Source organism: Falsiruegeria litorea R37, from assembly GCF_900172225.1.
Classification (GTDB): Bacteria; Pseudomonadota; Alphaproteobacteria; order Rhodobacterales; family Rhodobacteraceae; genus Falsiruegeria; species Falsiruegeria litorea.
In genome coordinates, this window is sequence record NZ_FWFO01000001.1 from 2,413,850 (window position 1) to 2,438,570 (window position 24,721).

The following is a 24,721-nucleotide window of genomic DNA, read 5'->3' on the forward strand; positions in this document are numbered from 1 at the left end:
TTCCTTTGGTTTTTCGAAAACACCGGTAAACTGTCCCCACAGATCATTTTTAACTCTGACATTTCGACATCAAGACGTTTGGAGGTACGCATGCGCCTGCCCTTAGCATTCACCTTTTTGATCGCAGCGGCGACCGCCCCCCTGCTCGCCCAAGAGCGCCCCTCGGCCATTCTCGTTCTGGACGGGTCAGGTTCCATGTGGGGGCAGATCGATGGCACCGCAAAGATCACCATTGCCCAGGACGTGGTACAAGACTTGTTGACCGCCTTGCCGTCCGAACAGTCTCTGGGGTTGACGGTTTATGGCCATCGTCGCAAGGGCGATTGTTCGGATATCGAAACCCTGGTGACACCCGGTTCGGGAACCCGCGATCAGATTGCAGACGCGGTGCGCGCGATCAAACCCAAAGGCAAGACACCGATGGCTGATGCCGTGGTGGCCGCCGCGCAGGCCTTGCGCCACACGGAAGAGGCCGCGACGGTCATTCTTGTATCCGACGGGATCGAAACCTGCGCACCCGACGTCTGCGCTGTGGCCCGCAAACTCGAAGAGACTGGGGTGAACTTCACCGCTCACGTGGTTGGGTTCGATGTCACTGACCCCGAAGCGTTGGCACAGATGCAATGCCTGGCGGATGAAACCGGAGGGACGTTTCGCAGTGCGGCCAATGCCTCGGAACTGGCTGCGGCTTTGACCACTGTGGCCGCTGCTCCGCCCGAACTTGAGCCTGAGCCTGAGCCGATTACGACCACATTCCGCGCTGTCGAGGGGTACGTAAACACTGCTTTCGACGATCCGGTTCTGTGGTCCCTCAGCAGCAATGGCGCAGCGGTGTTTGACGAGGTTCAAGGCAATCCCGTGGAACAGGATCTGGCAGAGGGAGCATACGTCGTGACGGCCTATCGCTTGAGCACCGAAACCGAACTCAGCCGCCAATTCGTGGCCGTCGGCGATGGTCCGATTGATGTGGTCGTGAGCTTTCCCAAGGCCCTGCCCAAGGCGCGCATCCTTGCGCCGGACAGTGCCATCGCGGGATCCACACTGTCTGTCGGATGGGGAGGTCCGAACGAGGCCAATGACAACATCCAGATTGGTCCCGCAGGTGAAGATCGTTATCTTGGCTACACGTATACCGCCGACGGCAACCCGCTTGATCTGATCCTGCCGCCTCACGCCGGCACCTATGAGTTGCGCTATGTCCTGAACGACCGGCAGGTGATCGCCACGCGCCCCATCACACTGACCGAGCCCGAGTTGGCGATGGTTCACCCGGACACGGTCGAAGCCGGATCCAGTTTTCAGGTGACATGGACCGGTCCCGATCAAAGTGGAGACAACATCCAGATCGGACCGCGTGGCGCCGACAGTTACACCGGCTATCAGTACACCTCAAAGGGCAACCCGGTTACCTTGATCGCTCCGGCCGAGCCGGGCGAGTATGAAATCCGTTACAGTTTCCGCGACCGAGAGAACATCTTGCGCACGCCGTTGACGGTAACAGCCACGGCGCTTGGATTGGATTTCCCGTCCGAAGTGCAAGCAGGACAGAGCTTTGACGTTGTCTGGAGCGGTCCGGACCAGGGAAGCGACAACATCCAGATCGGCCCAGCAGGGACGGACAGCTACACCAACTACCAATACACCAACAAAGGTAACCCGGTCACCCTGATCGCGCCCGCCGAACCGGGGGACTACGAAGTGCGCTACAGCTTCCGCGATCGCGAGAACATCCTGCGTGTCCCCCTCAAGGTAACAGCGATGGAATTGAGCCTGGAGTTTCCATCCTCCGTCCAGGGTGGGCAAACCATTCCAGTGGCATGGGTCGGCCCCAATCAGGGCGGCGACAACATCCAGATCGGGCCAGCCGGTACGGATCAATACACCCACTACATTTACACACGCGATGGCACCACCGTGAACCTTATCGCCCCAATCGAGCCGGGCAACTATGAGATCCGCTACAGCTTTCGAGACCGTGAGAATATCCTGCGGATGCCAGTAACGGTGACAGAGCCGGACATTGCCCTGACTGCGCCCGAAACCGTGGCACCTGGGGCGCAGTTTCAGGTGGGCTGGACAGGTCCGGATCAGGGGGGCGACAACATCCAGATCGGACCGGTCGATTCCGACAGCTACTCCAACTATGCCTACACGCGTGGTAAGACACCGGTGACGCTGACCGCACCCGATACGCCCGGCACCTACGAGCTGCGCTACAAGTTCCGCGACAGAGTGACGGCGATGCGGCAGACCATCGAGGTGAAATAACAAAGGGGGCCGTCGGGGCCCCCTCGTTTCTGCAGCTCAGATCACTGGATCACATGTGGATGACGCGATCATAAGCGTCCAGAACGCTTTCGTGCATCATCTCGGACAGGGTCGGGTGCGGGAAGACCGTGTTCATCAGATCCTCTTCGGTGGTCTCCAACTGGCGGCCCACCACATAGCCTTGGATCATCTCGGTCACCTCGGCGCCGACCATATGGGCGCCCAAAAGCTCGCCGGTCTTGGCATCGAAGATGGTCTTGACCATGCCTTCGGCCTCGCCCAGTGCAATCGCCTTACCGTTGCCAATAAAGGGGAAGCGACCGACCTTGATGTCATAACCCAGTTCTTTCGCCTTGGCCTCGGTATAGCCGACCGACGCGACCTGCGGGTGGCAATAGGTGCAGCCTGCGATGCTTTCGGGTTTAACGGGGTGCGCGTGTTTGCCCGCGATCAGATCGGCAACCATGACGCCCTCGTGGCTCGCCTTGTGCGCCAGCCAGGGCGCGCCCGCGATGTCGCCAATGGCATAGAGGCCGTCAACGCCGGTGCGGCAGAATTCATCCGTCACGACATGGGTGCGGTCGATCTTGACGCCAAGCGCCTCGAGCCCCAGCCCCTCGACGTTGCCAACGATGCCAACGGCGGAAATCACCGTGTCAAAGTCGTGTTTCTCGACCTTGCCGCCCACTTCGATATGCGCGGTGACCTTGCCCTTGCCCCGGTCAAGCTGTTTGACCATGGCTTTTTCCATGATCTTCATGCCCTGTTTGACAAAAGACTTCTTGGCAAAGGCGCTGATCTCGGCGTCTTCGACGGGCAGCACGCGGTCCATCACCTCGACTACGGTCGTGTCGGCGCCAAGCGTGTTGTAGAAGCTGGCGAATTCGATGCCGATGGCACCCGAGCCGATCACCAGCAGTTTCTTGGGCATGCGCACCGGGTCCAGCGCATGCTTGTAGGTCCAGACCAGATCGCCGTCGGCCTCAAGCCCCGGCAGCTCGCGCGCCCGCGCGCCGGTGGCCAGGATGATGTTCTTGGCGGTCAGCTCCTCAGCGCCCTTGTCGGTCTTGACCGATACCTTGCCCTTGGCAGGGATCGTCGCCTCACCCATCACCACGGAGACCTTGTTCTTTTTCAGCAGGTGGCCAATGCCGCCCGACAGCTGCGCCGCCACCCCGCGCGAACGTTTGACAACAGCGTCCAGGTCATAGCCGATGTTCTCTGCCTTGAGGCCAAAGTCCTTGGCGCGTTCCATCAGGTGGAACACCTCGGACGAGCGCAGCAGCGCCTTGGTCGGGATACAGCCCCAGTTCAAGCAGATGCCGCCCAGGTGTTCGCGTTCGACCACGGCCACCTTCAGGCCCAGTTGCGCACCACGAATGGCCGCAACATAGCCGCCGGGACCGGCACCAATAACAATCAGATCAAAGGATTTCGCAGCCATGGTCACTCCTCGCCGCAGGCGTTTTCAAAAACTAGTTTACCGTTAAACTATTTTTTCGCACACATCAATCCCTGCCCCCTGCGACATGTGTGACGCTGGGGAAGATGACAAAAAGATGCGCTGGAATCAGCCTATACCCCTCACTTGCAAAACGCTAGAAATGCTCCAACGGCGCCCTTTTGCAGGCGTTAATGATTTGTTTTTGAATTCAAACATTGGATGCATCATGGCCAAAACCCTCAAGGACCTCGCCCTCGCCCTTCTTAACGCCACGCTGATCCTGGTGGCCCTGTGCCTGTTTTTGGCCTGGAAAACAGCCACCACGGTCGACGGGTTGACCGCGACCTTTTCCGAGAATCTGATCAAGATCACGCCACTGCGGGACGAAGTCGCCGGACTGCGCAGCGATCTTTCGGACATCCGAAACGACCTGGCCACCCTCAAATCACAGTCGGGCGAATACAGCACGGCAACCCTGATCGCCTTGCAAAACAAGGTGCAGGCACTTGAAACAAATGTTCAGGGGGCGCAGATCCGGGTTCGACAGCTGGTCGATACGCCAGAGCAGTTGATCGATCACTCGATCGAAACTGCTGCGGATGCCCTCACCCGCAGCATTTCGGATGTCAAAGGATGCGTGCCTGCAAGTTAACTTGCTGCCTGCATCTGACGCACGGTCTGACCGTACCCACCGTCCGAGACATACATGGCCTCTTGCGCGGTCGGCGTCCGGTGCAGCGCATCGTTGCGATACGGGAACCGGCCGAACTGGCGGATCACTTCGCGATGCGCCCGGGCGTGCAGCATGTTGCTGGCACCATTTTCCGGCATGCGTTCGCACAGCAGACGCACACAGCGTTCCTGATCACACAGGTTCTCTGAATGCATCATCGGCAGATAAAAGAACTGCCGCGCTGGTTCGTCGATGCGCATGTCCCACTTCTTATCAACCGCGCATTTGGCTGCCGCCAGAGCCGCCTTGTCGGTTTTGAATGCACGGGCATCGCCGCGGAACATGTTCCGTGGGAACTGATCCGTGAGGATGATGTAGGCCAAAGCACCGCTTGGATAGGTCAACCACATCGAGAAGCGACCTTCACAGGCGGCCTCCCACGTCGATTTGAACTTTTCGGTGATTTGGGCATCAAGCGCGTCGTCTTGTACATACCACCCAGCCGGACCAACTTCATCCAGCCAGAAACTCAGAATATCTTCGGGACCAACCATTGGCCTCACCCCACTTCTAATTTCCCCCAGGGAACATAGGTATTAAAAAATGTTTTACACAATTGTTACAGTAACATATTGCAACATCCGCGACATATTTTGAAGCAAAATGCGACTTATTGCGCTTCTTGCTCCTCCAATTCGGCCTCGATGGCGACTTCTTGCGCAAATTCAACCGCTACCGGCGTTGACGTTGGCGTCATGACGGTGAAGCTGCCCGTTTCCTCGACCGGGATCGCAGCGCGCTGTGTGGTGCGATACAGAGCGTAAACGGCCATGACCGCCAGCAGAGCCGCCATAAAGGCGAAAAAGCCCGGCGGTCCCAGCAAGGCGTCACCCATGAGCCAACCTGTGATCATCGGGCCCGCGATGGCCCCCAGACCGTTGATGAACACCAGCCCACCCGAAGCCGCAGCCATGTCATCGTGATCCAGATAGTCGTTGGTATAGGCAATCAGTAGCGAATAGAGCGGGTTTGACATGCCGCCAATTACAAAGGCCGACACCAACAGCATGGAAAACTGATCCCCAAACATCATGCCGACGACCGCAGCTGACCCCCCTACGGCCGCAACTCCCATAATCAAGAAGCGCCGGTCCATTCGGTCACTGATCCATCCCAGCGGATACTGTAGAAACAACGCACCGATGTAGAAGGTCGCGATAAACAGCGACAAGTTGGTCAGCGATAGACCAATCGTGGCGCCATAAACCGCGCTCATACCGAACTGAGCCGAGAAGATGCCCCCCAGCAAGAACATGCCAACGCAGCCCAGAGGCGAGATTTTCATGAGCTCGCGCAGGGTCATCGGTTTGGTGGTGTCAAAGGCAGGCGTGGGTGAAATCGACAGCAAAATCGGGCCGAATGAGATCGAAACCAGGATCGAGGCGATGATGAACGCCTCATACCCGCCGGGATCGCCGATCTGGATCAAGCCCTGGGCAGAGATGATACCGATCATCTGCACGATCATGTAAAGCGACAGCGCCTTGCCCCGGTTCGAATTGTCGGCTGCGTTGTTCAGCCAGCTTTCAGCGGTCACATACACGCCCGAGAAACAGAACCCGATGATCACGCGCCCCAAGATCCAGACCCACATGTTGGGCAAAGCGGGATAGAGGATCATGACGGCAGAGATGAACGAGGCCAGCGCCGCGAACACCCGCACGTGCCCAACCCGCCGGATCAGCTGCGGTGCCATGCGCGACCCGCCCAGGAAGCCGATGAAATAGGCTGACATCACAATCGACATCTCGAAGGTGGAAAACCCTTCGATCTCGCCACGCACCCCCAGCAGGGTGCCTTGCAACCCGTTGCCCACGAGCAGCAGACAAATACCCAGAAGCAGCGCCCATGCGCTGGAAAGAACCTGAAGCATCGGGCGTCCTCGCTCGTATCCGACTGTATTGGCTCCGGTATCTCATCAGACACCAGTCATGACGTGCTTGTCTACGACATTCACCGAGTCGGGTTTGGCATTTTCGCCTAAGCCGGGATCAAAAGCGACGCGTCGCCATATGAAAAGAAGCGGTACTCGGATTGCACCGCGTGATCGTAAACGCGTTTCATCCGCTCTTGCCCCATCAGCGCCGACACCAACATCAAAAGCGTCGATTTGGGCAGGTGAAAGTTGGTCATCAGCGCGTCGGTGACATGAAATTCGAACCCCGGATAGATGAAGATGTCCGTGTCGCCTTCCCACGGTTTCAACCTGCCGGTTTGAGCAGCACTTTCGATCAGGCGCAGGGCGGTTGTGCCTACAGGGATCACGCGGCCGCCCGCGGCCTTGGTGGCCTCGATCTCGGTCACGGCCTGGGGGCTGACATGGCCCCATTCGGAATGCATCTTGTGGGTTGTTACATCCTCGACCTTGACCGGCAGAAAGGTGCCCGCCCCCACGTGTAGCGTCACATAGGTGAACCCAACCCCCATCTCGTGCAGCTGCGACAGCAATGAATCGTCAAAATGCAACGAGGCCGTCGGAGCCGCCACAGCGCCCGAGTTCTTGGCCCAAACCGTTTGATAGTCGGTTTTGTCCCGCTCGTCCGCCGGGCGCTTGGCGGCGATATAGGGCGGCAGCGGCATGGCCCCGGCCTGCGCCAAAGCCGTATCAAAGTCATCCCCGGTCAGGTTGAACCGCAGTCGGCCCTGCCCGTCTTCGATGCCAACCAGTTCGGCTGACAGGTCGTCCGAGAAGACAATGACCTCACCCGGCTTCACTTTTTTCAGCGGTTTGATCAAAGCCGACCAGCAGCCATCAGCCGCCGGATCCAGCAACGTCACCTCGATCTTGGCCGACACCGGCCCCTGCGCGCTGTCGCGATGGCGGCGGCCGCTCAGGCGCGCAGGGATCACACGGGTGTCGTTCAGTACCAACCGATCACCGGGGCGCAGCCACCCGGTCAGATCGCGGACCACCGAATCCGTGATCGCGTCACCTTCGGCCACCAGCAGGCGGGCCGAAGTTCGCGGCTGCGCCGGTCGGGTTGCGATAAGCCCATCGGGCAGGTCGAAATCAAATTCGCTCAGTTTCATGCCCGCGCATATAAGTCGCCTGCGCGCGCTTGGCCACACCCCTCAGCGATCCCCTGCGCCGCTGTTGTGGGTGGGGTCCACCTGTTGCACCGGCGGCTGTCCCGGCACCGGTGGCGCCTTGGGCGCAGGCTCACGCAGGAAATCGCGCAGAAAGCCGGGCGCCAACCCCGACAACGGGTTCACCCAGACCTGAGGCGAGGTCATTGACCCGGTGAGGGTATAGTTGAAGCCCACCAGCCCCTCGCCCTTGCGGGTGGAAATCACACTGCCGATCACATTGAGCAGATAGACCGGTGATATCACCCCACGCAGGTTGAGCGTTCTTTGTTCCGTATCAACCGTACCATCGACCGAAAGACCCATCGATGGCCCAACCGCGCTGCCTTCGTAGACGGTAACCTTGTCCGGATCGACGCGAAACCGTCCGTCAATTGACGCGAATTGAATACCTGCGCCCGCCATCTCATCCAGTAGCCCCACAACACTGATGGCATTCAGCAACGCCGCCATCGCCGGCGCATCCTTCACCTGCGTGTTGCGCACCCGCAGCGTTCCGTCATAGCTCCCCGGGCCGCCAACCGGAGACAGCGAAAGCTGCATAGTGCCCCCGCGCGCCTGATTGAGCAGTTGCGCAGATCGAAAGACCCCGCCCGCATCGTTGGATTGTACAAAAAACCCACTGCGCCCACCCTTGGGCAGAACTTGTCCGTTCACGGGCGTCTGTCCGTTGATGCGCCCGGCAAAGTTGCCGGTCATCCCAGAGGCCTGAGAGAAATTCCCCTGAAATCCGGTCAACGCGATGCTGTCGGTGATCTGCAGCCGGTCAAGTGTCACGGTGACGTTCTGCCCCGAGCTGGCTCCGGACGCTGCCGAAGACGCACCACCACCACCGCCGCCGATCCCTGCCCCGCGCATGTCCAGCGTCCCCCCCCGGATCACCATATCCGGGGCCCGGCTGCCGCGACCGATCATGTCCATCCGCACGTTCAGCCAATTGCCGACGCGCAGGGTGATGAACTGTGCACGTTCCATGGCACCCGCATCGTTGAATGACATCGTCCCAACGGCTGTCAGCCCGGCTGCTTGCACCGAAAACGTCTCAACCGTGTCATGGTCGCCAAGTTCGACGGCCACAGACAGCTCTCCCGGTGTCGACTGTGGTTTGCTCCAGCCCAATTCCGAAACACGCAACCCCACCCCGACCAGATCCGACTGCGCGGTCAGATAGGGCGGCTTTCCCTGTTGCAGATCAAGCGTGTACCGCGCCGTTCCCGCGCCACGCAGCGCACGAACCGCGAAGGGAGAATTGAACTGCTGCATCAACTGGGGCGACAGCTCAATCGTCCCGGCCACCTGACTCGCCTTTGGCGTATCCTTGTCCCCGATGGGTTGGGTCCACTTGGCCGTCATGGGCACCTGCCCCAGAAAACCGCTCCCCGACAGGGTGATCTGTGTCTGATCTCCCACCGCTGCCAGACGCGGCGCGCTCAACTCCTGCCCTGGCACAAGCACCGTGCTGCGGACGTCCGTAACCTCGCCAGTCAGATGAAACTCCATATCATCGATCTTGACCTTGTCCTTGAGCGGCAAGGACAGCGTGCCCTGAACCGACACCTGCCCCTCGGCCAGTTCAATCGGCAGTTTGGATTTTGACATCAGGTTGAGAGGTGGGCGGTCCAGCAGGGACAGCACCGCCGGGACACTGCCGGTTCCGATGATCCGCGCAATGCCGGGCGCTGCCTTCTTGATCGAAATGTCGGGGATGATGAACGAGGTGCCCGCCGCATCGATTTCATCGCCATGATCGGTGATGACGCGCCCGGCATGCGCCAGAACGGCAAAACGCTGCCCCGTCAGGCTGGCTTGGCCTCGGGCATCGATGGCGGGTGGTAGGGTTTTGGCATATCGGATCGTCGTTTGATCAAAATCGAAATCCGCATAGAGATCAGGCTGTTTTCCCGGCACCAAGCGCACCGCAAAGTCACCATCCGTGAAGGTGCCAGCTGTCAGGTTTTCTTCCACCCATTCGCGGGGCTTGGGAGCCACTGCGCGCGGCCAATATCCCAGCAACTCGCCAGGCGTCATCCGGTCAAGCGTTCCGTCCAACGCAACGCGCCACCCGGTCGGATCTGCTGCCAGATGTCCCCAGGCGTTGAGCAGCTTGTTGTCGTCTGACACTGTCAGTCGCCCCACCTGCACGCGAAACGGATTCAGTTTCAGTTTCAGGTCCACCTCGGCACGATCGACATTCACAGGAGCTTCCATCAACTGCGCCGGGTTCAGTGACATGTCGGTAAACCGCAGCTGTCCCACAAGGCTTTCAAGAACACCGGTTTCAACACCGTTGACCACGGCCTGCCCCTCGGCTGTGACAGCCCCCCACGAGCTGTTCACCGAGAATTCGTTGAAGTCCAGGAGCTGTCGGGACGGGTCATAGGTGAAATAGGTTCGCGCACCAGTAAACCGTATCGGGCGCGTTTCAGGGTTGGGCTGCACCGCCCCTGCGCCAATCTGCAAAGTCGCGGACACCAAGGTCGGGTTGCCTTGCACGTCGATGCCGCCACGCACGGCGCCTGAAATCGGCGCTTCGAGCACTTCGAGCCAGGACACGGCCGCATTTTGAAGCGCGATGTCTTCGGCGGCGATATCACTGACCGAGATGCCGAACTTGGCCTCTGGTGCGCCAAGCGTGCTGGTGTAATTCGCCTCGATCGAACTGGCATAGTCGCGGCCCGAAAGCAGCGAAAACCCGGTGGCGATACGTACGTCCCGGTCATGCCTGGTCAGTTGGATGTGGCCGCCGTCAAGCGTCCAGGCACGGCCCTTGCCCAGATCCTCGAGACTTAGCGTGATGCCCTGCACCTCAATCGCGGTCAAAGCTGACAATTGCGAGGACAGGAACACCTGATCCGCCGTCTCGATCATCTGCGGCAGGTTCGCCGCCTGCCCCACCGGCGCGGCCCCTTCGCCAAGGGATAGCGACAGATTGCCCAGCGCGTCGCGTTGCATGGTGACAAAAGCCCCACTGAGGACGATCTGCTTGGGCTTGACCTGTCCTTGCAACAGCGGCCGCATCGCCAGGCTAGCCTCGGCGTGGGCAAGTTGTGCGATCATCTGCCCCTCGGCGGATTTGAGCGCCACGTTCTGAAGGCTGATGCGGGGACGCCATCCGTCGAGGATGATGAATTTAACCTGACCGAATTCCAGTTGCAGACCATTCAAATTGCGCTCGATCCGATCCGCAACGCGCTCACGCACCCAGTCGGGCGCGCTGATGGTCTGCCCGATGGTCATGACCGCCGTAACAGAGGCCAGAAAGATCAGGATCAAGACACCACGAAAGGTCCAACGCCCCACCTTGGCCCGCCGACGCGGGGTCTTGGCCTGGGGGGGTGTTTGATCCTTGGTCACGTCAGATCCCTGGGAATTTCCGTCTGTGCCTTTCAACTTCTTTCTCGACACCTATTATCCAGGCGAACACTTTTGAAACCCTTACCGGAGTTGCCTGATGCCCGAAGTTTCCGATACCGCACCTGATTTCACCTTGCCCCGGGATGGTGGTGGTACGGTCAGCCTGTCTGATTTGCGGGGCGATCTTGTTGTCCTGTTCTTTTATCCCCGCGATGATACCCCGGGGTGCACCAAGGAATCCATTGGCTTTTCGCAGCAGTTGCAAGCCTTTGCCGATGCGGGGGCTCAAGTCTTTGGCATTTCCAAGGACAGCGTGGCAAAGCACGACAAATTTGTCGCCAAGCATGACCTGACCACGCCGCTTTTGTCCGATGAGCACAGCACCATGTGCGAGGACTATGGCGTGTGGAAGGAAAAAAGCATGTACGGCAAGAAATTCCTTGGCATCGAGCGGTCGACCTTTGTCGTGGATCGCGAGGGCAAGATCGCCCAAGTCTGGCGCAAGGTCAAAGTGCCGGGTCACGTGGATGAGGTGCTGGAAGCTGTCAAAGCGCTCTGACCTTTTGACGATACCTACACTGGGCGTGGTTTACGGACCGCGCCCTTTTTCCTGTCTGTGAGGTCTGGCACAGACCCTGTGCAGGTGTAGAGATTGGAACACTCACCCGCTCCTCCCACTTCCTGTGGCGAAAGGAGCGAGACCATGACCCAAACCACTTTTGACATCAGGACCCACAACATGCCGGACGAGATGCGTGTCTTGCTCGACACCTATCCGCGCGACAGTTGGGAGGCGCACCCCGGCTTCAAGGACAAGACCCGCCAATGGCTGGGCGCCCATCAGGGCTTTCGCAAGCTGGCCGAGGTTCTGCGCGAAGATGCCGAGGTCTATCTGGACAAGGACATGGGCGATGGCACCTATGCCGCGCGCCTGTCCTATTACGGCAATGCGCTGGTCGGGAACCTGCATGGGCACCACGGGTGGGAGGATCGCAGTTACTTCCCTGAACTGTCCGAGGCTGATCCCCGCTTTGATCACGGGCTTGAAGTGTTGGAACAGGACCATGCCGATCTGGACAAGGTGCTGGACAGCTACACCAAAAGCGCAAATCGTGTGATCAAACTGATGCAGCTTGATCCCGGTCAGGTCCGCGACGAAGTGGGCGCCTTGCATGGCACCTCGGAAGCAATCGAGGCGTTTTTGCAGCGTCACCTGAGCGATGAAGAGGAGCTGGCCGTTCCGATCATCCTGCATCACCGGCTGAGAGGATAAGCCCATGGGCGACCGTTCCACCCAAGAAGACCAGACCGGCGCCACAACGCGCCGCGCACAAGGTGAATTTGTGCGCGGCGTCAGCGGGTTCCGCCATGCCATTGGTGATCCCGGCTTCCCCCCAGAGCCTGGGCGCTATCACCTGTTTGTTGCGCTTAACTGCCCCTGGTGTCACCGCGTGACGCTGGCGCGCAATGTTCTGGGACTGCAGGACAGCATCACGATGGACGTGGCCTTTCCCAACCGCACGGATAAAAACGACCCCGATGGCCCCAACAACTGGCAATTCGCTCCTGACAAGGTGGCAAGCCTGACAGGGAGCACCCTGCCGGAGTGCACGGGCGAGACCGCGACCGGGCAAGGGTTTCGTCTGGTCAAACAGATCTATGAGGCCGAAGGGGCAACCGAGCGCTCTGTTCCTATCCTCTACGACAAGCAGCAACAGCGCATCGTGAACAACGAAAGCGCCGAGATCATTCGGATGCTGGGGGAACATGCGCAGGCTCTTGGTGGCGATGGCGGCGTTGACCTTTACCCGGTGGACGCACGCCCTGAGGTCGACGTGTTGAACGAGCAAATCTATGTCTCCATCAACAATGGGGCCTACAAGGCTGGGTTTTCTTCGGATCAGACGGTCTATGCCAGCGCCTATGCCGCCTACTTCCATACCCTCGACGAATTGGAGCACCGCCTGAGTGATGGCCGCCCCTATCTGACGGGCGACCGCTTTACCGAGGCTGACCTGCGCCTCTTCCCCACGCTCTATCGTCACGATCCGGTCTATTACCTGCGAATGAAGCTGAACGGGGCCAAGATCCTGGACTATCCGCATCTGTGGCGATGGCTGTGTCGGGTCCATGCCCTGCCCGGCGTCGCGGACAGCTGTTCGCTGGTGCATTGTCGTCAGGGGTATTTTGGGCGCAGCTGGAATGGCGTTGTCCCCCTGGGGCCGGAGAAGCCCATGCCCTACCCCCAAGCCTATGACCATCCAGAGCTTGCCCTCGACGCATAGCGGTTGGATCAGCCGAGAAACCTGATATTCAGCGCGTCAGACCAAAGACGGAGCACGCAGGCCGATGGATCACAGCACGACAGACACCCCAAAGACGCTGGCCGCGATGGCTGTCGACGTGCTGACCACCGCTGATGGCCGTGCCAAAACCGCCAAATCCCGCACCTATGCCGCGCAGTGGAAAGCCGCGCGTGCAGCAGGCGAGATCATAGAGATTGGTGAAGCCACGCCCCCCGATCACCCGGCTCGGCCTGACAAACCCGATCTGCTGTCCCCCCGCGATGTGCCGAAACGCAAACCCGGCTCGCCTGCCGGTCGGATCGCCCTGTTGCATGCAGTCGCGCATATCGAGCTGAACGCCGTCGATCTGCATTGGGATATCATCGCGCGGTTCACGGATGTGCCGATGCCCATGGGGTTCTATGATGACTGGGTGCAGGCCGCAGATGAGGAATCGAACCATTTCAACATGATGTGCGACTGCCTTGAGGCGATGGATAGCCACTATGGCGCCTTGCCAGCGCACGCAGGCATGTGGCGCGCCGCTATCGACACGTCCGACGACCTATTGGGTCGGCTGGCGATTGTCCCCATGGTGCTTGAGGCACGCGGGCTGGATGTGACCCCCGGTATGATCAAGATCTTTCAGAACGCCAAAGAGACCCAGGCCGTTGGCTGTCTGGAAACGATCTATGCCGAAGAGGTGAGCCACGTGGCCTATGGCTCGAAATGGTTCAACTTTCTCTGCGGGCGCGACAACATCGACCCCAAGGAGGAGTTCCACAAACTGGTGCGTCACTACTTCAAAGGCGGGTTGAAGCCTCCGTTCAACGAAGAGAAGCGCGCCGATGCCGGCCTGCCGCCCGACTTCTATTGGCCGCTGGCCGATCAATACCCCGCACACGTACGCTAACCCCGTCAAGCGCCCGATTTTCTGATGCGGATCAGGGACAACCCCCTGATCCTTGGTCACAAAAACCGCCTCATCGGCAACAATCCGCTCATGTTCGGCGCGAAACCCCGTCAGAATCACCTTGGAAGTTAACAAACTTGCCCAAACGGGCCTGTCTGGCTATTCAGTCGGCCCAAGGCTGACGGTCACTCACCGAAAACGCCGTCAGAGGGGTAAGACAAGGAAAGACGCGTGCGAACACGTCTGGCAATCAAGATACACGCGTTTCTGGAGAGGATCTTTCCCGAACGCCGCCTGTTTCTCAAATCCGACACCGACACCAGGTTCATCCGGCTGCGGCCGGAAACACAGCTGATCGCCTATGCCGGCGTGACCGTGGTTGTGGCCTGGGCCATCGTGGCCACCGCGATCCTGTTGATGGACAGCATCGGGTCGGGCAACTTCCGTGAACAAGCCAAACGCGATCAGATGACCTATCAAGAGCGGCTCAACGCCTTGTCGGGTGAACGCGATGCCCGCGCCGAAGAGGCACTTGCCGCACAGGCGCGGTTCAATGCGGCACTCGATCAGATCTCGGTCATGCAATCCGAGCTGCTGGAATCCGAGACCCGCCGCCGCGAGTTGGAAACCGGAATCGATGTGATCCAGAGCACCTTGCGCAACACCATGAAGGACCGCGAGGCAGCCCGCGACGCGTTGACCCAACTTGAAGCGCAGAATCAGGACGATGCAACCGTTCACCACGTTGCGGCCTCTGCCCCGGTGCAGATGACGTTTATGGCCGATGCGCTGGAACGTACGGCACAGCAGCGCGATCAGGTGATCTCGGACGCGCAATCGGCGCTGGACCAGCGCGACGAGCTGGAATTGGAAATCCGCCTGATGCGGGAACAGAACGATCAGATCTTCCGCCAGCTGGAAGAGGCGATGACCATCTCGGTCGAGCCGCTGGACAAGATGTTCCGTAACGCAGGCATGCCCACTGACCGCATCATCGAGCAGGTCCGGCGGGGTTACAGCGGTCAGGGCGGTCCGCTCACCCCTTTATCCCTGAGCACGCGCGGTGAAGAACCCTCGGCTGACGAGGCCCGCGCGAACCAGCTGCTGCGGCAGATGGACCAGTTGAACCTGTATCGCATTGCCGCCGAAAAGGCGCCCTTTGCCAGCCCTGTGCGCGCGGCAGTTCGCTATACCAGCGGCTTTGGCTATCGCCGCGACCCCAAGACCGGTGGTCGGCGCATGCACAACGGCTCGGACTTTGCCGGGCCCCATGGCACCGACATCTTTGCCACCGCCGATGGCGTAGTGACGCACGCAGGCTGGCAGTCGGGCTTTGGGCGGTTGGTGAGAATCCAGCATGCCTTTGGAATTGAGACGCTTTATGCTCATAACACGCGGATTCGCGTGAAGAAGGGTCAAAGGGTCTCGCGCGGGGATCATATTGCTGATATGGGTAGCACCGGACGGTCGACTGGCACCCACCTCCATTATGAGGTACGCGTGAACGGGAGACCCGTAAACCCCATGATCTACATCAAGGCTGCACGAAATGTTTTCTAAGAGCAAAATCAACGAGCCGGGCACAAAGGCCCCCGAAGCTGCAAAGCCTGCGGCGCCGACCTCTGCCCCGGCAGCCCCTGCCCAAAGCGATTTCAAAGCCAGCGCCCCCAAAGCCAAGCCACCCGCATCCGTGCTGTCATCGGACCTGCACATCACCGGCAATCTCAAGACGACGGGTGACATCCAGGTCGAAGGCACTGTCGAGGGCGACATCCGCGCGCATCTGCTGACCATCGGTGAAAGCGCAACAATAAAGGGTGAAGTCACTGCAGATGACGTCGTCATCAACGGCCGCATCGTGGGCCGTGTGCGTGGCCTCAAGGTGCGCCTGACTTCGACCGCGCGCGTCGAAGGCGACATCATCCACAAGACCATCGCGATCGAAAGCGGCGCCCATTTCGAGGGTTCCGTACAGCGTCAGGACGACCCGCTGAACCCCGGCCGCGCCACCAAGCCCGGTGCCAATCCGGCAGCAGCACCCGCCGCAGCCCCGGCCGAAGGCAAGTAATCTCGCGCCCATGCGCCAGAGGACATTGAATGCGCCGATACGGAATTTCCGTGTCGGCGCTTTTTTGTGCAATCGGCACAAGATTCGCTGGAATTGAACATACCCCCTTCCCTGCTGGGCGGAATTCCGCACAATAGAAATTGAGCAGCCTGTGCAGAACGCACGACCGGCCGCATTCACATGTAGGGGGACATCATGAAACGCATTCTGCTTGGGGCCGCGTTGGCCGCACTTACCACGGGCTCAGCGGCTGTTGCCGAAGACCTGGAGTTCTTTCTGATCAACGAATCCAGTGCGGACCTGATCGGCTTCAACGTCAGCGCAGCCTCATCGGACGCGTGGGAGGACAACCTTCTCGAAGGCGGTTATCTCGCCTCGGGCTATGAGATCGGCGTTCTGATTGCGGACGGTCTGAGCACCTGCGTCTATGACATCCGCGGGCAGTTCTCGGACGGGGCCGAGTTCGAGGACTATGGCCTCGATCTGTGTGACATGGGGTCTTACACCTTCAGCGACGGCTAATTGCCAAGCATCCAGTGCCCGTCAGGCCAGAACGCGTGGAAGGCAAAGGCGAACATGACGTCATGGGGCAGATCACGCCCTTGCCCGTCTGTCACGCGAATGCTGCCAACGTCCTTGCCACGCGCGATGCGACCAGTATCCAAAGCCGAGGCCTGCCCGGCTTTCCAACTCAGCACCACGCCGGCCTCGCGCAAGTCGGTTGCGTTTCGTAGCCGAGATAGGGGCCAAGCGCGATCGCCAACGCGCACCACCCGCGCCAGCGGCGGAATGCCATGAGGCGGAAGCGCGCCGTTGTATAGGAACGGTTGGCTCAGACTGTCATAACCTTCGTAGGGGTTACGTCCGTAGGACCGGTTGTAGCTGGGCTGCGCCATCACCAGACCTTGGGGGTTGCGCGCCTTGAACTCATCCCAACTTTCCATCCAGGTCGGCAGCGCCCTCAATTGGGTGCCATTCAACTCTCCGACAATGGCCGTGCCAATGGCCTGCTGCCACCAGCTATGGGTTTCACGGTCATACATAATCATGTCCGAATGACGCAGCTTGCCCGAGACACCAAAGCTCAGCACTTTCCCCCGAACCCGCCGGTCAAAGGTAATCCCCGAATTGCACAGCGGGCAGAAGGTCACCGCCACGGGGATGCCGCCCACGGTGTCGTTCACGATCTCATGCCACATCAGATATCGGATCGGATAGGCGCGCGGTTCGACCCCATCGATTTCAACTGTGATCACCGGCTCGCGTCCTTTGATCCTGCGCTCGTCCTCAGCGCGCAGAAAGCTCGGGTCGCTCAGGGCTGGGATACCATCCTTGGGCGGGCCGCCTGACAGGATCTCTCCCCAATTCTGCACGCTGCTGCGCGAGAAGTCGGTGTCAGGCCACTCGTGGCGCCAGAACTCGGGGCTGGAAAGCGCCACCGACGCGATCAAAGAAAAGAGGAATATGAACAATCCACGCATGGGTCACACCTTTGCAGTGTTGCGACGTGGAGAGTGTGCGGACACATGGGCCAACTGAACAGCCCATCACACGCAGATTTGACAAAAGGTGCGGTGCCCCAAGCAACAGGGACACCGCAAAAAACGTCACTTGGTCACGGTGACCTTTTTCATAACGTCCGGCTGACCGATCACGGCACCGTTCTGGCCTTTGCCGCGCTTGATCTGGTCCACCACGTCCATACCGCCGGTGACCTTGCCCACAACGGTGTATTGCCCGTTCAGGAAATGACCTGCGTCAAACATGATGAAGAACTGCGAGTTGGCACTGTTCGGGTTCTGCGACCGCGCCATGCCGACCACACCGCGATCAAACGGGATGTCCGAAAACTCGGCGGGCAGGTCCGGACGGCTAGAGCCGCCACGGCCCGCGGCCGCCATGTTGCCGCCCAGCTTGCCAAACTCGACATCCCCTGTCTGCGCCATGAAGTCCTCGATCACACGGTGGAACACCACGCCATCATACTGACCTTCGGCAGCCAGAGCCGCGATCTGTTCCACGTGCTTGGGCGCCACATCTTCCAGCAGGTCGATGGTGATCGTGCCGTTGGCCTCGCCTTCGACCTCGATTTGCAAACCAGTGGCCAGCGCAGGGCTGGCCATCAGCGCAAAGACAGCTGCGAGCTTACGCATCTGCGGCCACCTTGACGCTGATCATGCGGTCGGGGCTTGCAGGCGGCTCGCCACGCACGATGGCGTCGACATGCTCCATACCTTCGATGACGCGTCCATAAACAGTGTACTGGCCATTCAAGAAGTGGTTGTCCTTGAAGTTGATGAAGAACTGCGAGTTGGCGCTGTCGGGGTTCGCCGAACGGGCAGCACCCAGAGTGCCACGGTCATGCGGCAGTTTCGAGAACTCGGCCGGAACGTTGGGCAGCGACGAGCCACCGGTGCCCGCCATACGCAGGTTGAACCCGTCTTCCATGTCGCCGTGCTGTACGTCGCCGGTCTGCGCCATGAAGCCGTCGATCACACGGTGAAAGGCCACGTTGTCATATTCGCCCGCGCGCGCCAGTTCTTTCATGCGTTCGCTGTGCTTGGGTGCCACATCTGGCAGCAGCTCGATGACGACATTGCCGCCCTTCAGCTCGACGATGACGGTGTTTTCTGGATCCTTGATCTCGGCCATTGGGCCCTCCTGTAGCAAGTTGTTGGGCGAATACCTAAGCGCCCCCTGACCGATTGCCAAGTCGCGCATTGACCTGAGGGGCGATTCCGGGGAAAGAGCAGCCAAGTTTTGTTGATTTTGAGCGGAGCACATGATGGCCTGGAAAACACTCGACGACATGGATCTGAACGGCAAGCGCGTTTTGGTGCGCGTGGACATCAATGTGCCGATCGTGGATGGCGTTGTGACCGACTCCACCCGCATCCGTCGCATCGCCCCCACCGTGCGCGACATCCTGGCCGCTGGTGGCAAACCGATCCTGCTGGCGCATTTTGGCCGCCCCGGTGGCGAGCGTCGCGAGAACCTGTCGCTGAACCAACTGGTGCCGACGCTGGAGCGCGCGTTTGAAACCAAAGTGCATTTCGCTGCCGACTGCGTGGGCACCGGCGCTGAGCTGGCCGCCGAGCAATTGCAGCCGGGTGAGGTTCTGCTGCTCGAAAACACCCGTTTCCACGCGGCTGAAACCAAGAACGACCCGGATCTGGCCGCAGGCATGGCGCGACTGGGTGACGTGTATTGCAACGATGCCTTTTCAGCCGCGCACCGTGCGCACTCCTCGACCGAAGCACTGGCGCGCCTGCTGCCCGCCTGTGCAGGCCGCCTGATGCAGGCCGAGTTGGAGGCCCTGGAAAGCGCACTCGGTCAGCCCGAGCGCCCGGTGACTGCCGTTGTGGGCGGGGCCAAGGTGTCGACCAAGCTGGAACTCTTGAGCAACCTGATCGAAAAAGTGGATTACCTGGTGATTGGTGGCGGCATGGCCAACACCTTTCTCGTCGCCAAAGGCATGGGTGTCGGCAAATCGCTGGCGGAACGCATCATGAAGGACACCGCCGCCAAGATCATCGAAAAGGCCGACGGTCTGGGCTGCCAGATCATCCTGCCCACCGACATCGTTGTGGCGGAAAAGTTCGAAAGCCACGCCCCGCATCAGGTGCTGCCCGCCGATCAGTGCCCCGAAGAGGGCATGATCCTGGACGCAGGCCCCGACAGCGTTGCGCGCATCACCGAGATTTTCGGTCAGAGCAAGACCGTGATCTGGAACGGTCCCCTTGGCGCGTTCGAGCTGGAACCCTTTGACGCCGCAACCAATGCCGCAGCCTTGAAGGCCGCTGCCATGACCAACGCTGGTCAGTTGACCTCGGTCGCCGGTGGCGGGGACACGGTTGCCGCGTTGAATGCCTCGGGGGCGGCAGGTGACTTTTCCTATATCTCGACCGCTGGCGGCGCTTTCCTGGAGTGGATGGAAGGAAAAACCCTGCCCGGTGTCGCAGCGCTGGAAGAGGCAGGCTGAGCCATACAACCTTACCGGCTGAAATCATTGTGAATTCCCCTGATTTAGGGGATTCACATGCTGATTCGCCTGTGCCATACTGCACAGCAGACGCCCGCAAAGGGTGCGAGCAGAATACTATCAGAGGCAGGACAACGGCGTGCCCCGTTCCAACAGACCCAGCTTTGGTGCATTGATCTTTTTCGCCGTGGCGTTTGCCCTGGGCACTTATTTCACCTTTGCCGCCGTGCAGGGGGATTTCGGGCTGTTCCGCCGGGCCGAGATTGCAGCCGAAGCCGATGCGTTGTCGCGTGATCTGGGCAGGCTGAACGCCGAGATCGATCAGATGAGCAACCTGACCCTGCGCCTGTCTGACAGCTATCTGGATCTGGATCTGCTGGACCAACAGGCCCGCTCGGTTCTGGGTCTGCTGCGGGCCGACGAGATCGTCATCCGCTAGACATTTTGTACATTTCCCAAGCAGATATCAGCGCGACTTTCCCCCGCGTCACAATTTCACTCGCCTTGTTGCGGGAAATGTTCTATTAGATAGTTTAACGCTAAACTATCTTGCCGGAAGGGGGAGATCGCCACGATGGCCGCGCGAAAAAGTACAAAGAAACCAAATGTTTCTGCTGAAGAGCTTTTGAATTATTACAAAGAGATGTTGCTGATCCGCCGATTCGAAGAAAAGGCAGGTCAGCTTTATGGCATGGGCCTGATCGGCGGTTTCTGCCACCTCTACATCGGCCAAGAGGCCGTTGTTGTCGGCCTCGAGGCTGCCGCCGAAGAAGGCGACAAACGCATCACATCCTACCGCGATCACGGCCACATGCTGGCCTGTGGCATGGACCCGGGCGGCGTCATGGCCGAACTGACCGGCCGCGAGGGTGGCCTGTCCAAGGGCAAGGGCGGCTCGATGCACATGTTCTCGAAAGAGAAACATTTCTACGGCGGCCACGGCATCGTGGGCGCGCAGGTGCCCCTGGGGGCCGGTCTGGCGTTTGCCGACAAATACAAGGGCAACGGGCGCGTCACATTCACCTATTTCGGCGATGGCGCGGCAAACCAGGGCCAAGTGTATGAGGCGTTCAACATGGCCGCCCTCTGGGATCTGCCCGTGGTCTTCGTGATCGAGAACAACCAATACGCCATGGGCACCGCGCAATCGCGCTCGACCTCGACCCCCGACATCTACACCCGTGGTGAGGCCTTCGGCATCCCCGGCGAGGCGGTCGACGGCATGAACGTTCTGGCGGTCAAGGAAGCTGGCGAAAAGGCCGTGGCGCACTGCCGCGCGGGCAAGGGTCCCTACATCCTGGAGATCAAGACCTACCGCTACCGCGGCCACTCGATGTCGGACCCGGCAAAATACCGGACCCGCGAAGAGGTTCAGCGCATGCGCGAAGAGCGGGATCCGATCGAACAGGTCCGTTCGATGCTGCTCACCGGCAAACACGCCAGCGAAGATGACCTCAAGGCCATCGACAAGGAAATCAAGGACGTGGTGAACGCGGCCGCCGATTTCGCCAAGGAAAGCCCCGAGCCCGCAGTTGAAGAGCTCTGGACTGACATTTACGCCTGAGGGGAAAGATAGACATGGCAACCGAAATTCTCATGCCCGCCCTGTCGCCGACCATGGAGGAAGGCACACTGGCCAAATGGCTGGTCAAAGAGGGCGACACCGTATCCTCGGGCGATATCATGGCCGAGATCGAAACTGACAAGGCCACGATGGAATTCGAGGCGGTCGACGAAGGCACCATCGGCAAGATCCTGGTGGCCGAGGGCACCGAAGGGGTCAAGGTGAACACCCCCATCGCCGTGCTGCTCGAAGAAGGCGAAAGCGCCGACGCCATCGTCAGCGCACCGTCGGCCGCCACCGCGGGCAACGAGGCGGCCCCCGCAGGGGGCTCCGAGGCGCCTGCCCCTGCCCCGGCTGCTGCGGCCCCCGCGGCACCGCAGGTTGATCTGACGCCGGATTGGCCCGAAGGCACCGAAATGAAGCAGCAAACGGTCCGCGAAGCCCTCCGCGACGCCATGGCCGAAGAGATGCGCCGCGACGAAGATGTCTATCTGATGGGCGAAGAAGTCGCCGAATATCAGGGCGCCTACAAGGTCTCGCAGGGCATGTTGGACGAATTCGGTTCCAAGCGCGTCATCGACACGCCGATCACCGAACACGGTTTTGCCGGCATCGCCACAGGCTCGGCTATGGCGGGTCTGCGCCCGATCGTCGAATTCATGACATTCAACTTTGCGATGCAGGCGATCGACCACATCCTGAACTCCGCCGCCAAGACACTCTACATGTCCGGCGGTCAGATGGGCGCGCCCATGGTGTTCCGTGGTCCCAACGGTGCTGCCGCCCGCGTCGGTGCTCAACACAGCCAGGACTATGCTGCGTGGTACATGCAGATCCCCGGTCTGAAAGTCGTCATGCCCTATTCGGCCTCAGACGCCAAAGGCCTGATGAAAACCGCCATCCGCGACAACAACCCGGTGGTCTTCTTGGAAAACGAAATCCTCTATGGCCGCTCGTTTGACGTACCGGTGATGGATGATTTCACCGTTCCCTTCGGCAAGGCCCGCATCTGGCGCGAAGGTTCGGACGTCACCATCGTCTCCTTCGGGATCGGCATGCAGTATGCTCTGGAAGCCGCTGACAAACTGGCCGAAGAGGGTATCTCAGCCGAAGTCATCGACCTGCGCACCCTGCGCCCAATGGACACCGGCAGCATTATCAACTCGGTGATGAAAACCAACCGGCTTGTAACGGTCGAAGAAGGCTGGCCCCAAGGGTCGGTCGGCAGCTACATCAGCTCGGTCGTGATGCAGGAAGCGTTCGATTACCTCGACGCACCCGTGATCAACCTGACCGGCAAGGATGTCCCAATGCCTTACGCCGCCAACCTGGAAAAACTGGCGCTGGTGACCACGGATGAGGTGATCGCTGCCGTCAAACAAGTGACCTACCGCTGATCGGATGGAGGTTCGGGGTCGTGATCCAGGAACCGAATGTTACCGCGTCACCCATGATGTGGATGGGCGCACAGTGACGGCTCTGGTTCCTGAACGGTTGGCCGCCGACCTCCGCCTGTTCGGCTCGAGGCCCTCACATCAGATGGCATACGTCTGGATGGCCGAGAACAAAGACAAGATCGAAGCCGCAATCGCCAAGCTGGCGCGCGGCAAGGGGGCTCCCCGGCCCCCATTTGACCAAATCACATTGATTGAGGAGCGCTGACATGCCCACCGAAATCCTGATGCCTGCCCTCTCCCCCACGATGGAGGAAGGCACCCTGGCCAAATGGCTCGTCAAGGAAGGCGACACCGTCTCCTCGGGCGATCTGCTGGCTGAAATTGAAACCGACAAGGCGACGATGGAGTTCGAAGCCGTCGACGAAGGCACCATCGGCAAGATCCTGATCCCCGAGGGGACAGAGGCGGTCAAGGTGAACACGCCAATCGCTGTCCTGCTCGAAGAGGGCGAAAGCGCGGACGATATCGGCACGAGCGTGGCGGCTGCCCCCGCAGCCGCTGCGGGCAACGAGGCCACCCCTGCGGTGGTTGAGGCGCCCGCCCCTGCCGCAACCCCTGCCCCGGCAGCTCCGGCCAAGGCCGATGGCGGTCGCATCTTTGCCTCGCCGCTGGCCCGCCGCATCGCTGCCCAAAAGGGTCTAGATCTGGCACAGATCACCGGCTCGGGCCCCCATGGCCGCATCGTCAAGGCCGACGTCGAGAGCGCAACAGCCACCACACCTGCTTCCGCACCAGCGGCGGCTTCGGCACCTGCTCCGGCAGCGACCGCCCCTGCCGCCGCCCCGGCGACCGGCCCCTCAGCCGACATGGTGGCCCGCATGTACGAAGGCCGTGAGTACGAAGAGGTCAAACTCGACGGCATGCGCAAAACCATTGCGGCGCGTTTGTCCGAAGCCAAGCAGACCATCCCGCATTTCTATCTGCGCCGTGACATTCAGCTGGACGCGCTGCTCAAGTTCCGCAGCCAGTTGAACAAGCAGCTCGAAGGGCGCGGCGTCAAACTCAGCGTCAATGACTTCATCATCAAGGCCGTGGCCAACGCCCTGCAGCAGGTCCCGGAATGCAACGCCGTTTGGGCCGGTGACCGGGTGCTGCAGCTGAAGCCTTCGGATGTGGCGGTTGCCGTCGCCATCGAGGGCGGCCTCTTCACCCCGGTCCTGCAGGACGCCGACACCAAATCACTGTCTGCCCTCTCGACCGAGATGAAGGACCTGGCCGCCCGCGCCCGCGATCGCAAGTTGGCGCCGCATGAATACCAGGGCGGCACATTTGCCGTTTCAAACCTGGGCATGTTCGGCATCGACAATTTTGATGCCATCGTGAACCCGCCGCATGCAGGCATCCTGGCCGTAGGCACCGGCGTCAAGAAACCGGTTGTCGGCGCGGATGGCGAGCTGACCGTGGCCACCGTCATGTCGGTCACCATGTCGGTCGATCACCGCGTCATCGACGGCGCGCTTGGTGCAAATTTGCTCAAAGCCATCGTCGAAAACCTGGAAAACCCGATGATGATGTTGGCGTAAGGCCTCCATCCAGAAACAAAAAAGGGGGCGGCCTGAACTCTCA

23 protein-coding genes are annotated in these 24,721 nt (G+C 60.3%); 15 read left to right on the forward strand and 8 right to left on the reverse strand.

The features are described from left to right. Positions 1-90 precede the first annotated feature (90 nt). On the forward strand, positions 91-2,268 hold the full coding sequence (locus TRL7639_RS11745; RefSeq protein WP_085795837.1) for a vWA domain-containing protein: 2,178 nt from the start codon (positions 91-93) through the stop codon (positions 2,266-2,268). Between the two features lie 49 nt (positions 2,269-2,317). On the opposite strand, the gene lpdA is transcribed toward TRL7639_RS11745, so the two are convergent. Beyond that, positions 2,318-3,712 carry a dihydrolipoyl dehydrogenase gene (gene lpdA, locus TRL7639_RS11750; RefSeq protein ID WP_085795838.1) on the reverse strand — a complete coding sequence of 465 codons (1,395 nt, stop codon included), beginning with the start codon at positions 3,710-3,712 and terminating at the stop codon, positions 2,318-2,320. A 226-nt stretch (positions 3,713-3,938) separates the two neighbouring features. Between lpdA and TRL7639_RS11755 the strand changes: the two genes are divergently transcribed. Next, positions 3,939-4,364, forward strand: a complete 426-nt coding sequence (locus TRL7639_RS11755) for a spectrin repeat-containing protein (protein ID WP_133057646.1) — start codon at positions 3,939-3,941, stop codon at positions 4,362-4,364. Here the strand turns inward: TRL7639_RS11755 and TRL7639_RS11760 are convergent. From TRL7639_RS11760 to TRL7639_RS11775, 4 genes are all read right to left on the reverse strand, one after another. Further along, positions 4,361-4,939 carry a DUF924 family protein gene (locus TRL7639_RS11760; protein ID WP_085795840.1) on the reverse strand — a complete coding sequence of 193 codons (579 nt, stop codon included), beginning with the start codon at positions 4,937-4,939 and terminating at the stop codon, positions 4,361-4,363. The two genes, TRL7639_RS11755 and TRL7639_RS11760, sit on opposite strands and share 4 nt — an antisense overlap. A 116-nt stretch (positions 4,940-5,055) precedes the next feature. Next, the gene (locus tag TRL7639_RS11765; protein ID WP_085795841.1) at positions 5,056-6,318 is read right to left on the reverse strand and encodes an MFS transporter; all 1,263 of its coding nucleotides are present in this window, start codon (positions 6,316-6,318) and stop codon (positions 5,056-5,058) included. A 107-nt stretch (positions 6,319-6,425) separates the two neighbouring features. Continuing rightward, positions 6,426-7,475, reverse strand: a complete 1,050-nt coding sequence (gene queA / locus TRL7639_RS11770) for a tRNA preQ1(34) S-adenosylmethionine ribosyltransferase-isomerase QueA (RefSeq protein WP_085795842.1) — start codon at positions 7,473-7,475, stop codon at positions 6,426-6,428. A gap of 42 nt (positions 7,476-7,517) precedes the next feature. After that, positions 7,518-10,886, reverse strand: a complete 3,369-nt coding sequence (locus tag TRL7639_RS11775) for a YhdP family protein (protein WP_085795843.1) — start codon at positions 10,884-10,886, stop codon at positions 7,518-7,520. Between the two features lie 97 nt (positions 10,887-10,983). Here TRL7639_RS11775 and TRL7639_RS11780 point away from each other — a divergent pair, with 97 nt between their 5' ends. The 7 genes from TRL7639_RS11780 (at position 10,984) to TRL7639_RS11810 (ending at position 16,674) form a co-directional block, all read left to right on the forward strand. Beyond that, positions 10,984-11,445 (forward strand): peroxiredoxin, encoded by a 462-nt coding sequence (locus TRL7639_RS11780; protein WP_085795844.1) that lies wholly within the window; start codon positions 10,984-10,986, stop codon positions 11,443-11,445. A 144-nt stretch (positions 11,446-11,589) separates the two neighbouring features. Further along, positions 11,590-12,159 carry a hemerythrin domain-containing protein gene (locus tag TRL7639_RS11785; RefSeq protein ID WP_235820309.1) on the forward strand — a complete coding sequence of 190 codons (570 nt, stop codon included), beginning with the start codon at positions 11,590-11,592 and terminating at the stop codon, positions 12,157-12,159. Between the two features lie 4 nt (positions 12,160-12,163). Beyond that, positions 12,164-13,171, forward strand: coding sequence for a glutathione S-transferase C-terminal domain-containing protein (locus TRL7639_RS11790; protein WP_085795845.1), 1,008 nt, complete (start codon positions 12,164-12,166; stop codon positions 13,169-13,171). Between the two features lie 64 nt (positions 13,172-13,235). Then, entirely contained in the window at positions 13,236-14,084 is an 849-nt protein-coding gene (locus tag TRL7639_RS11795; protein ID WP_085795846.1) for a ferritin-like domain-containing protein, read from the forward strand. Between the two features lie 231 nt (positions 14,085-14,315). Continuing rightward, the gene (locus tag TRL7639_RS11800) at positions 14,316-15,644 is read left to right on the forward strand and encodes a M23 family metallopeptidase (protein WP_085795847.1); all 1,329 of its coding nucleotides are present in this window, start codon (positions 14,316-14,318) and stop codon (positions 15,642-15,644) included. Next, positions 15,634-16,152 carry a bactofilin family protein gene (locus tag TRL7639_RS11805; RefSeq protein WP_085795848.1) on the forward strand — a complete coding sequence of 173 codons (519 nt, stop codon included), beginning with the start codon at positions 15,634-15,636 and terminating at the stop codon, positions 16,150-16,152. Before TRL7639_RS11800 ends, TRL7639_RS11805 begins: the two co-directional genes overlap by 11 nt. 195 nt (positions 16,153-16,347) lie before the next feature. After that, entirely contained in the window at positions 16,348-16,674 is a 327-nt protein-coding gene (locus TRL7639_RS11810) for a hypothetical protein (RefSeq protein WP_085795849.1), read from the forward strand. Here TRL7639_RS11810 and TRL7639_RS11815 read toward each other — a convergent pair. The 3 genes from TRL7639_RS11815 to TRL7639_RS11825 all read right to left on the reverse strand — a co-directional run bounded on the left by TRL7639_RS11815 (position 16,671) and on the right by TRL7639_RS11825 (position 18,804). Further along, the gene (locus TRL7639_RS11815) at positions 16,671-17,633 is read right to left on the reverse strand and encodes a DUF3179 domain-containing protein (RefSeq protein WP_085795850.1); all 963 of its coding nucleotides are present in this window, start codon (positions 17,631-17,633) and stop codon (positions 16,671-16,673) included. The genes TRL7639_RS11810 and TRL7639_RS11815 overlap by 4 nt on opposite strands. 126 nt (positions 17,634-17,759) lie before the next feature. Then, entirely contained in the window at positions 17,760-18,305 is a 546-nt protein-coding gene (locus TRL7639_RS11820; protein WP_085795851.1) for a peptidylprolyl isomerase, read from the reverse strand. Further along, complete coding sequence (locus tag TRL7639_RS11825) at positions 18,298-18,804, reverse strand: peptidylprolyl isomerase (RefSeq protein WP_085795852.1); 507 nt, start codon at positions 18,802-18,804, stop codon at positions 18,298-18,300. Before TRL7639_RS11825 ends, TRL7639_RS11820 begins: the two co-directional genes overlap by 8 nt. A 133-nt stretch (positions 18,805-18,937) precedes the next feature. Here TRL7639_RS11825 and TRL7639_RS11830 point away from each other — a divergent pair, with 133 nt between their 5' ends. The 6 genes from TRL7639_RS11830 to TRL7639_RS11855 all read left to right on the forward strand — a co-directional run bounded on the left by TRL7639_RS11830 (position 18,938) and on the right by TRL7639_RS11855 (position 24,678). After that, the gene (locus tag TRL7639_RS11830) at positions 18,938-20,134 is read left to right on the forward strand and encodes a phosphoglycerate kinase (RefSeq protein ID WP_085796403.1); all 1,197 of its coding nucleotides are present in this window, start codon (positions 18,938-18,940) and stop codon (positions 20,132-20,134) included. A 139-nt stretch (positions 20,135-20,273) separates the two neighbouring features. Beyond that, positions 20,274-20,573: an FtsB family cell division protein gene (locus TRL7639_RS11835; RefSeq protein WP_085795853.1), complete on the forward strand. Its 300-nt coding sequence runs from the start codon at positions 20,274-20,276 to the stop codon at positions 20,571-20,573. Between the two features lie 135 nt (positions 20,574-20,708). Beyond that, positions 20,709-21,698, forward strand: a complete 990-nt coding sequence (gene pdhA / locus TRL7639_RS11840; protein WP_085795854.1) for a pyruvate dehydrogenase (acetyl-transferring) E1 component subunit alpha — start codon at positions 20,709-20,711, stop codon at positions 21,696-21,698. A gap of 14 nt (positions 21,699-21,712) precedes the next feature. Further along, positions 21,713-23,095 carry a pyruvate dehydrogenase complex E1 component subunit beta gene (locus tag TRL7639_RS11845; protein ID WP_085795855.1) on the forward strand — a complete coding sequence of 461 codons (1,383 nt, stop codon included), beginning with the start codon at positions 21,713-21,715 and terminating at the stop codon, positions 23,093-23,095. Between the two features lie 4 nt (positions 23,096-23,099). After that, positions 23,100-23,360 (forward strand): hypothetical protein, encoded by a 261-nt coding sequence (locus TRL7639_RS11850; protein ID WP_085795856.1) that lies wholly within the window; start codon positions 23,100-23,102, stop codon positions 23,358-23,360. Between the two features lies 1 nt (position 23,361). Next, complete coding sequence (locus tag TRL7639_RS11855; protein ID WP_085795857.1) at positions 23,362-24,678, forward strand: pyruvate dehydrogenase complex dihydrolipoamide acetyltransferase; 1,317 nt, start codon at positions 23,362-23,364, stop codon at positions 24,676-24,678. The last annotated feature ends 43 nt before the right edge of the window (positions 24,679-24,721 follow it).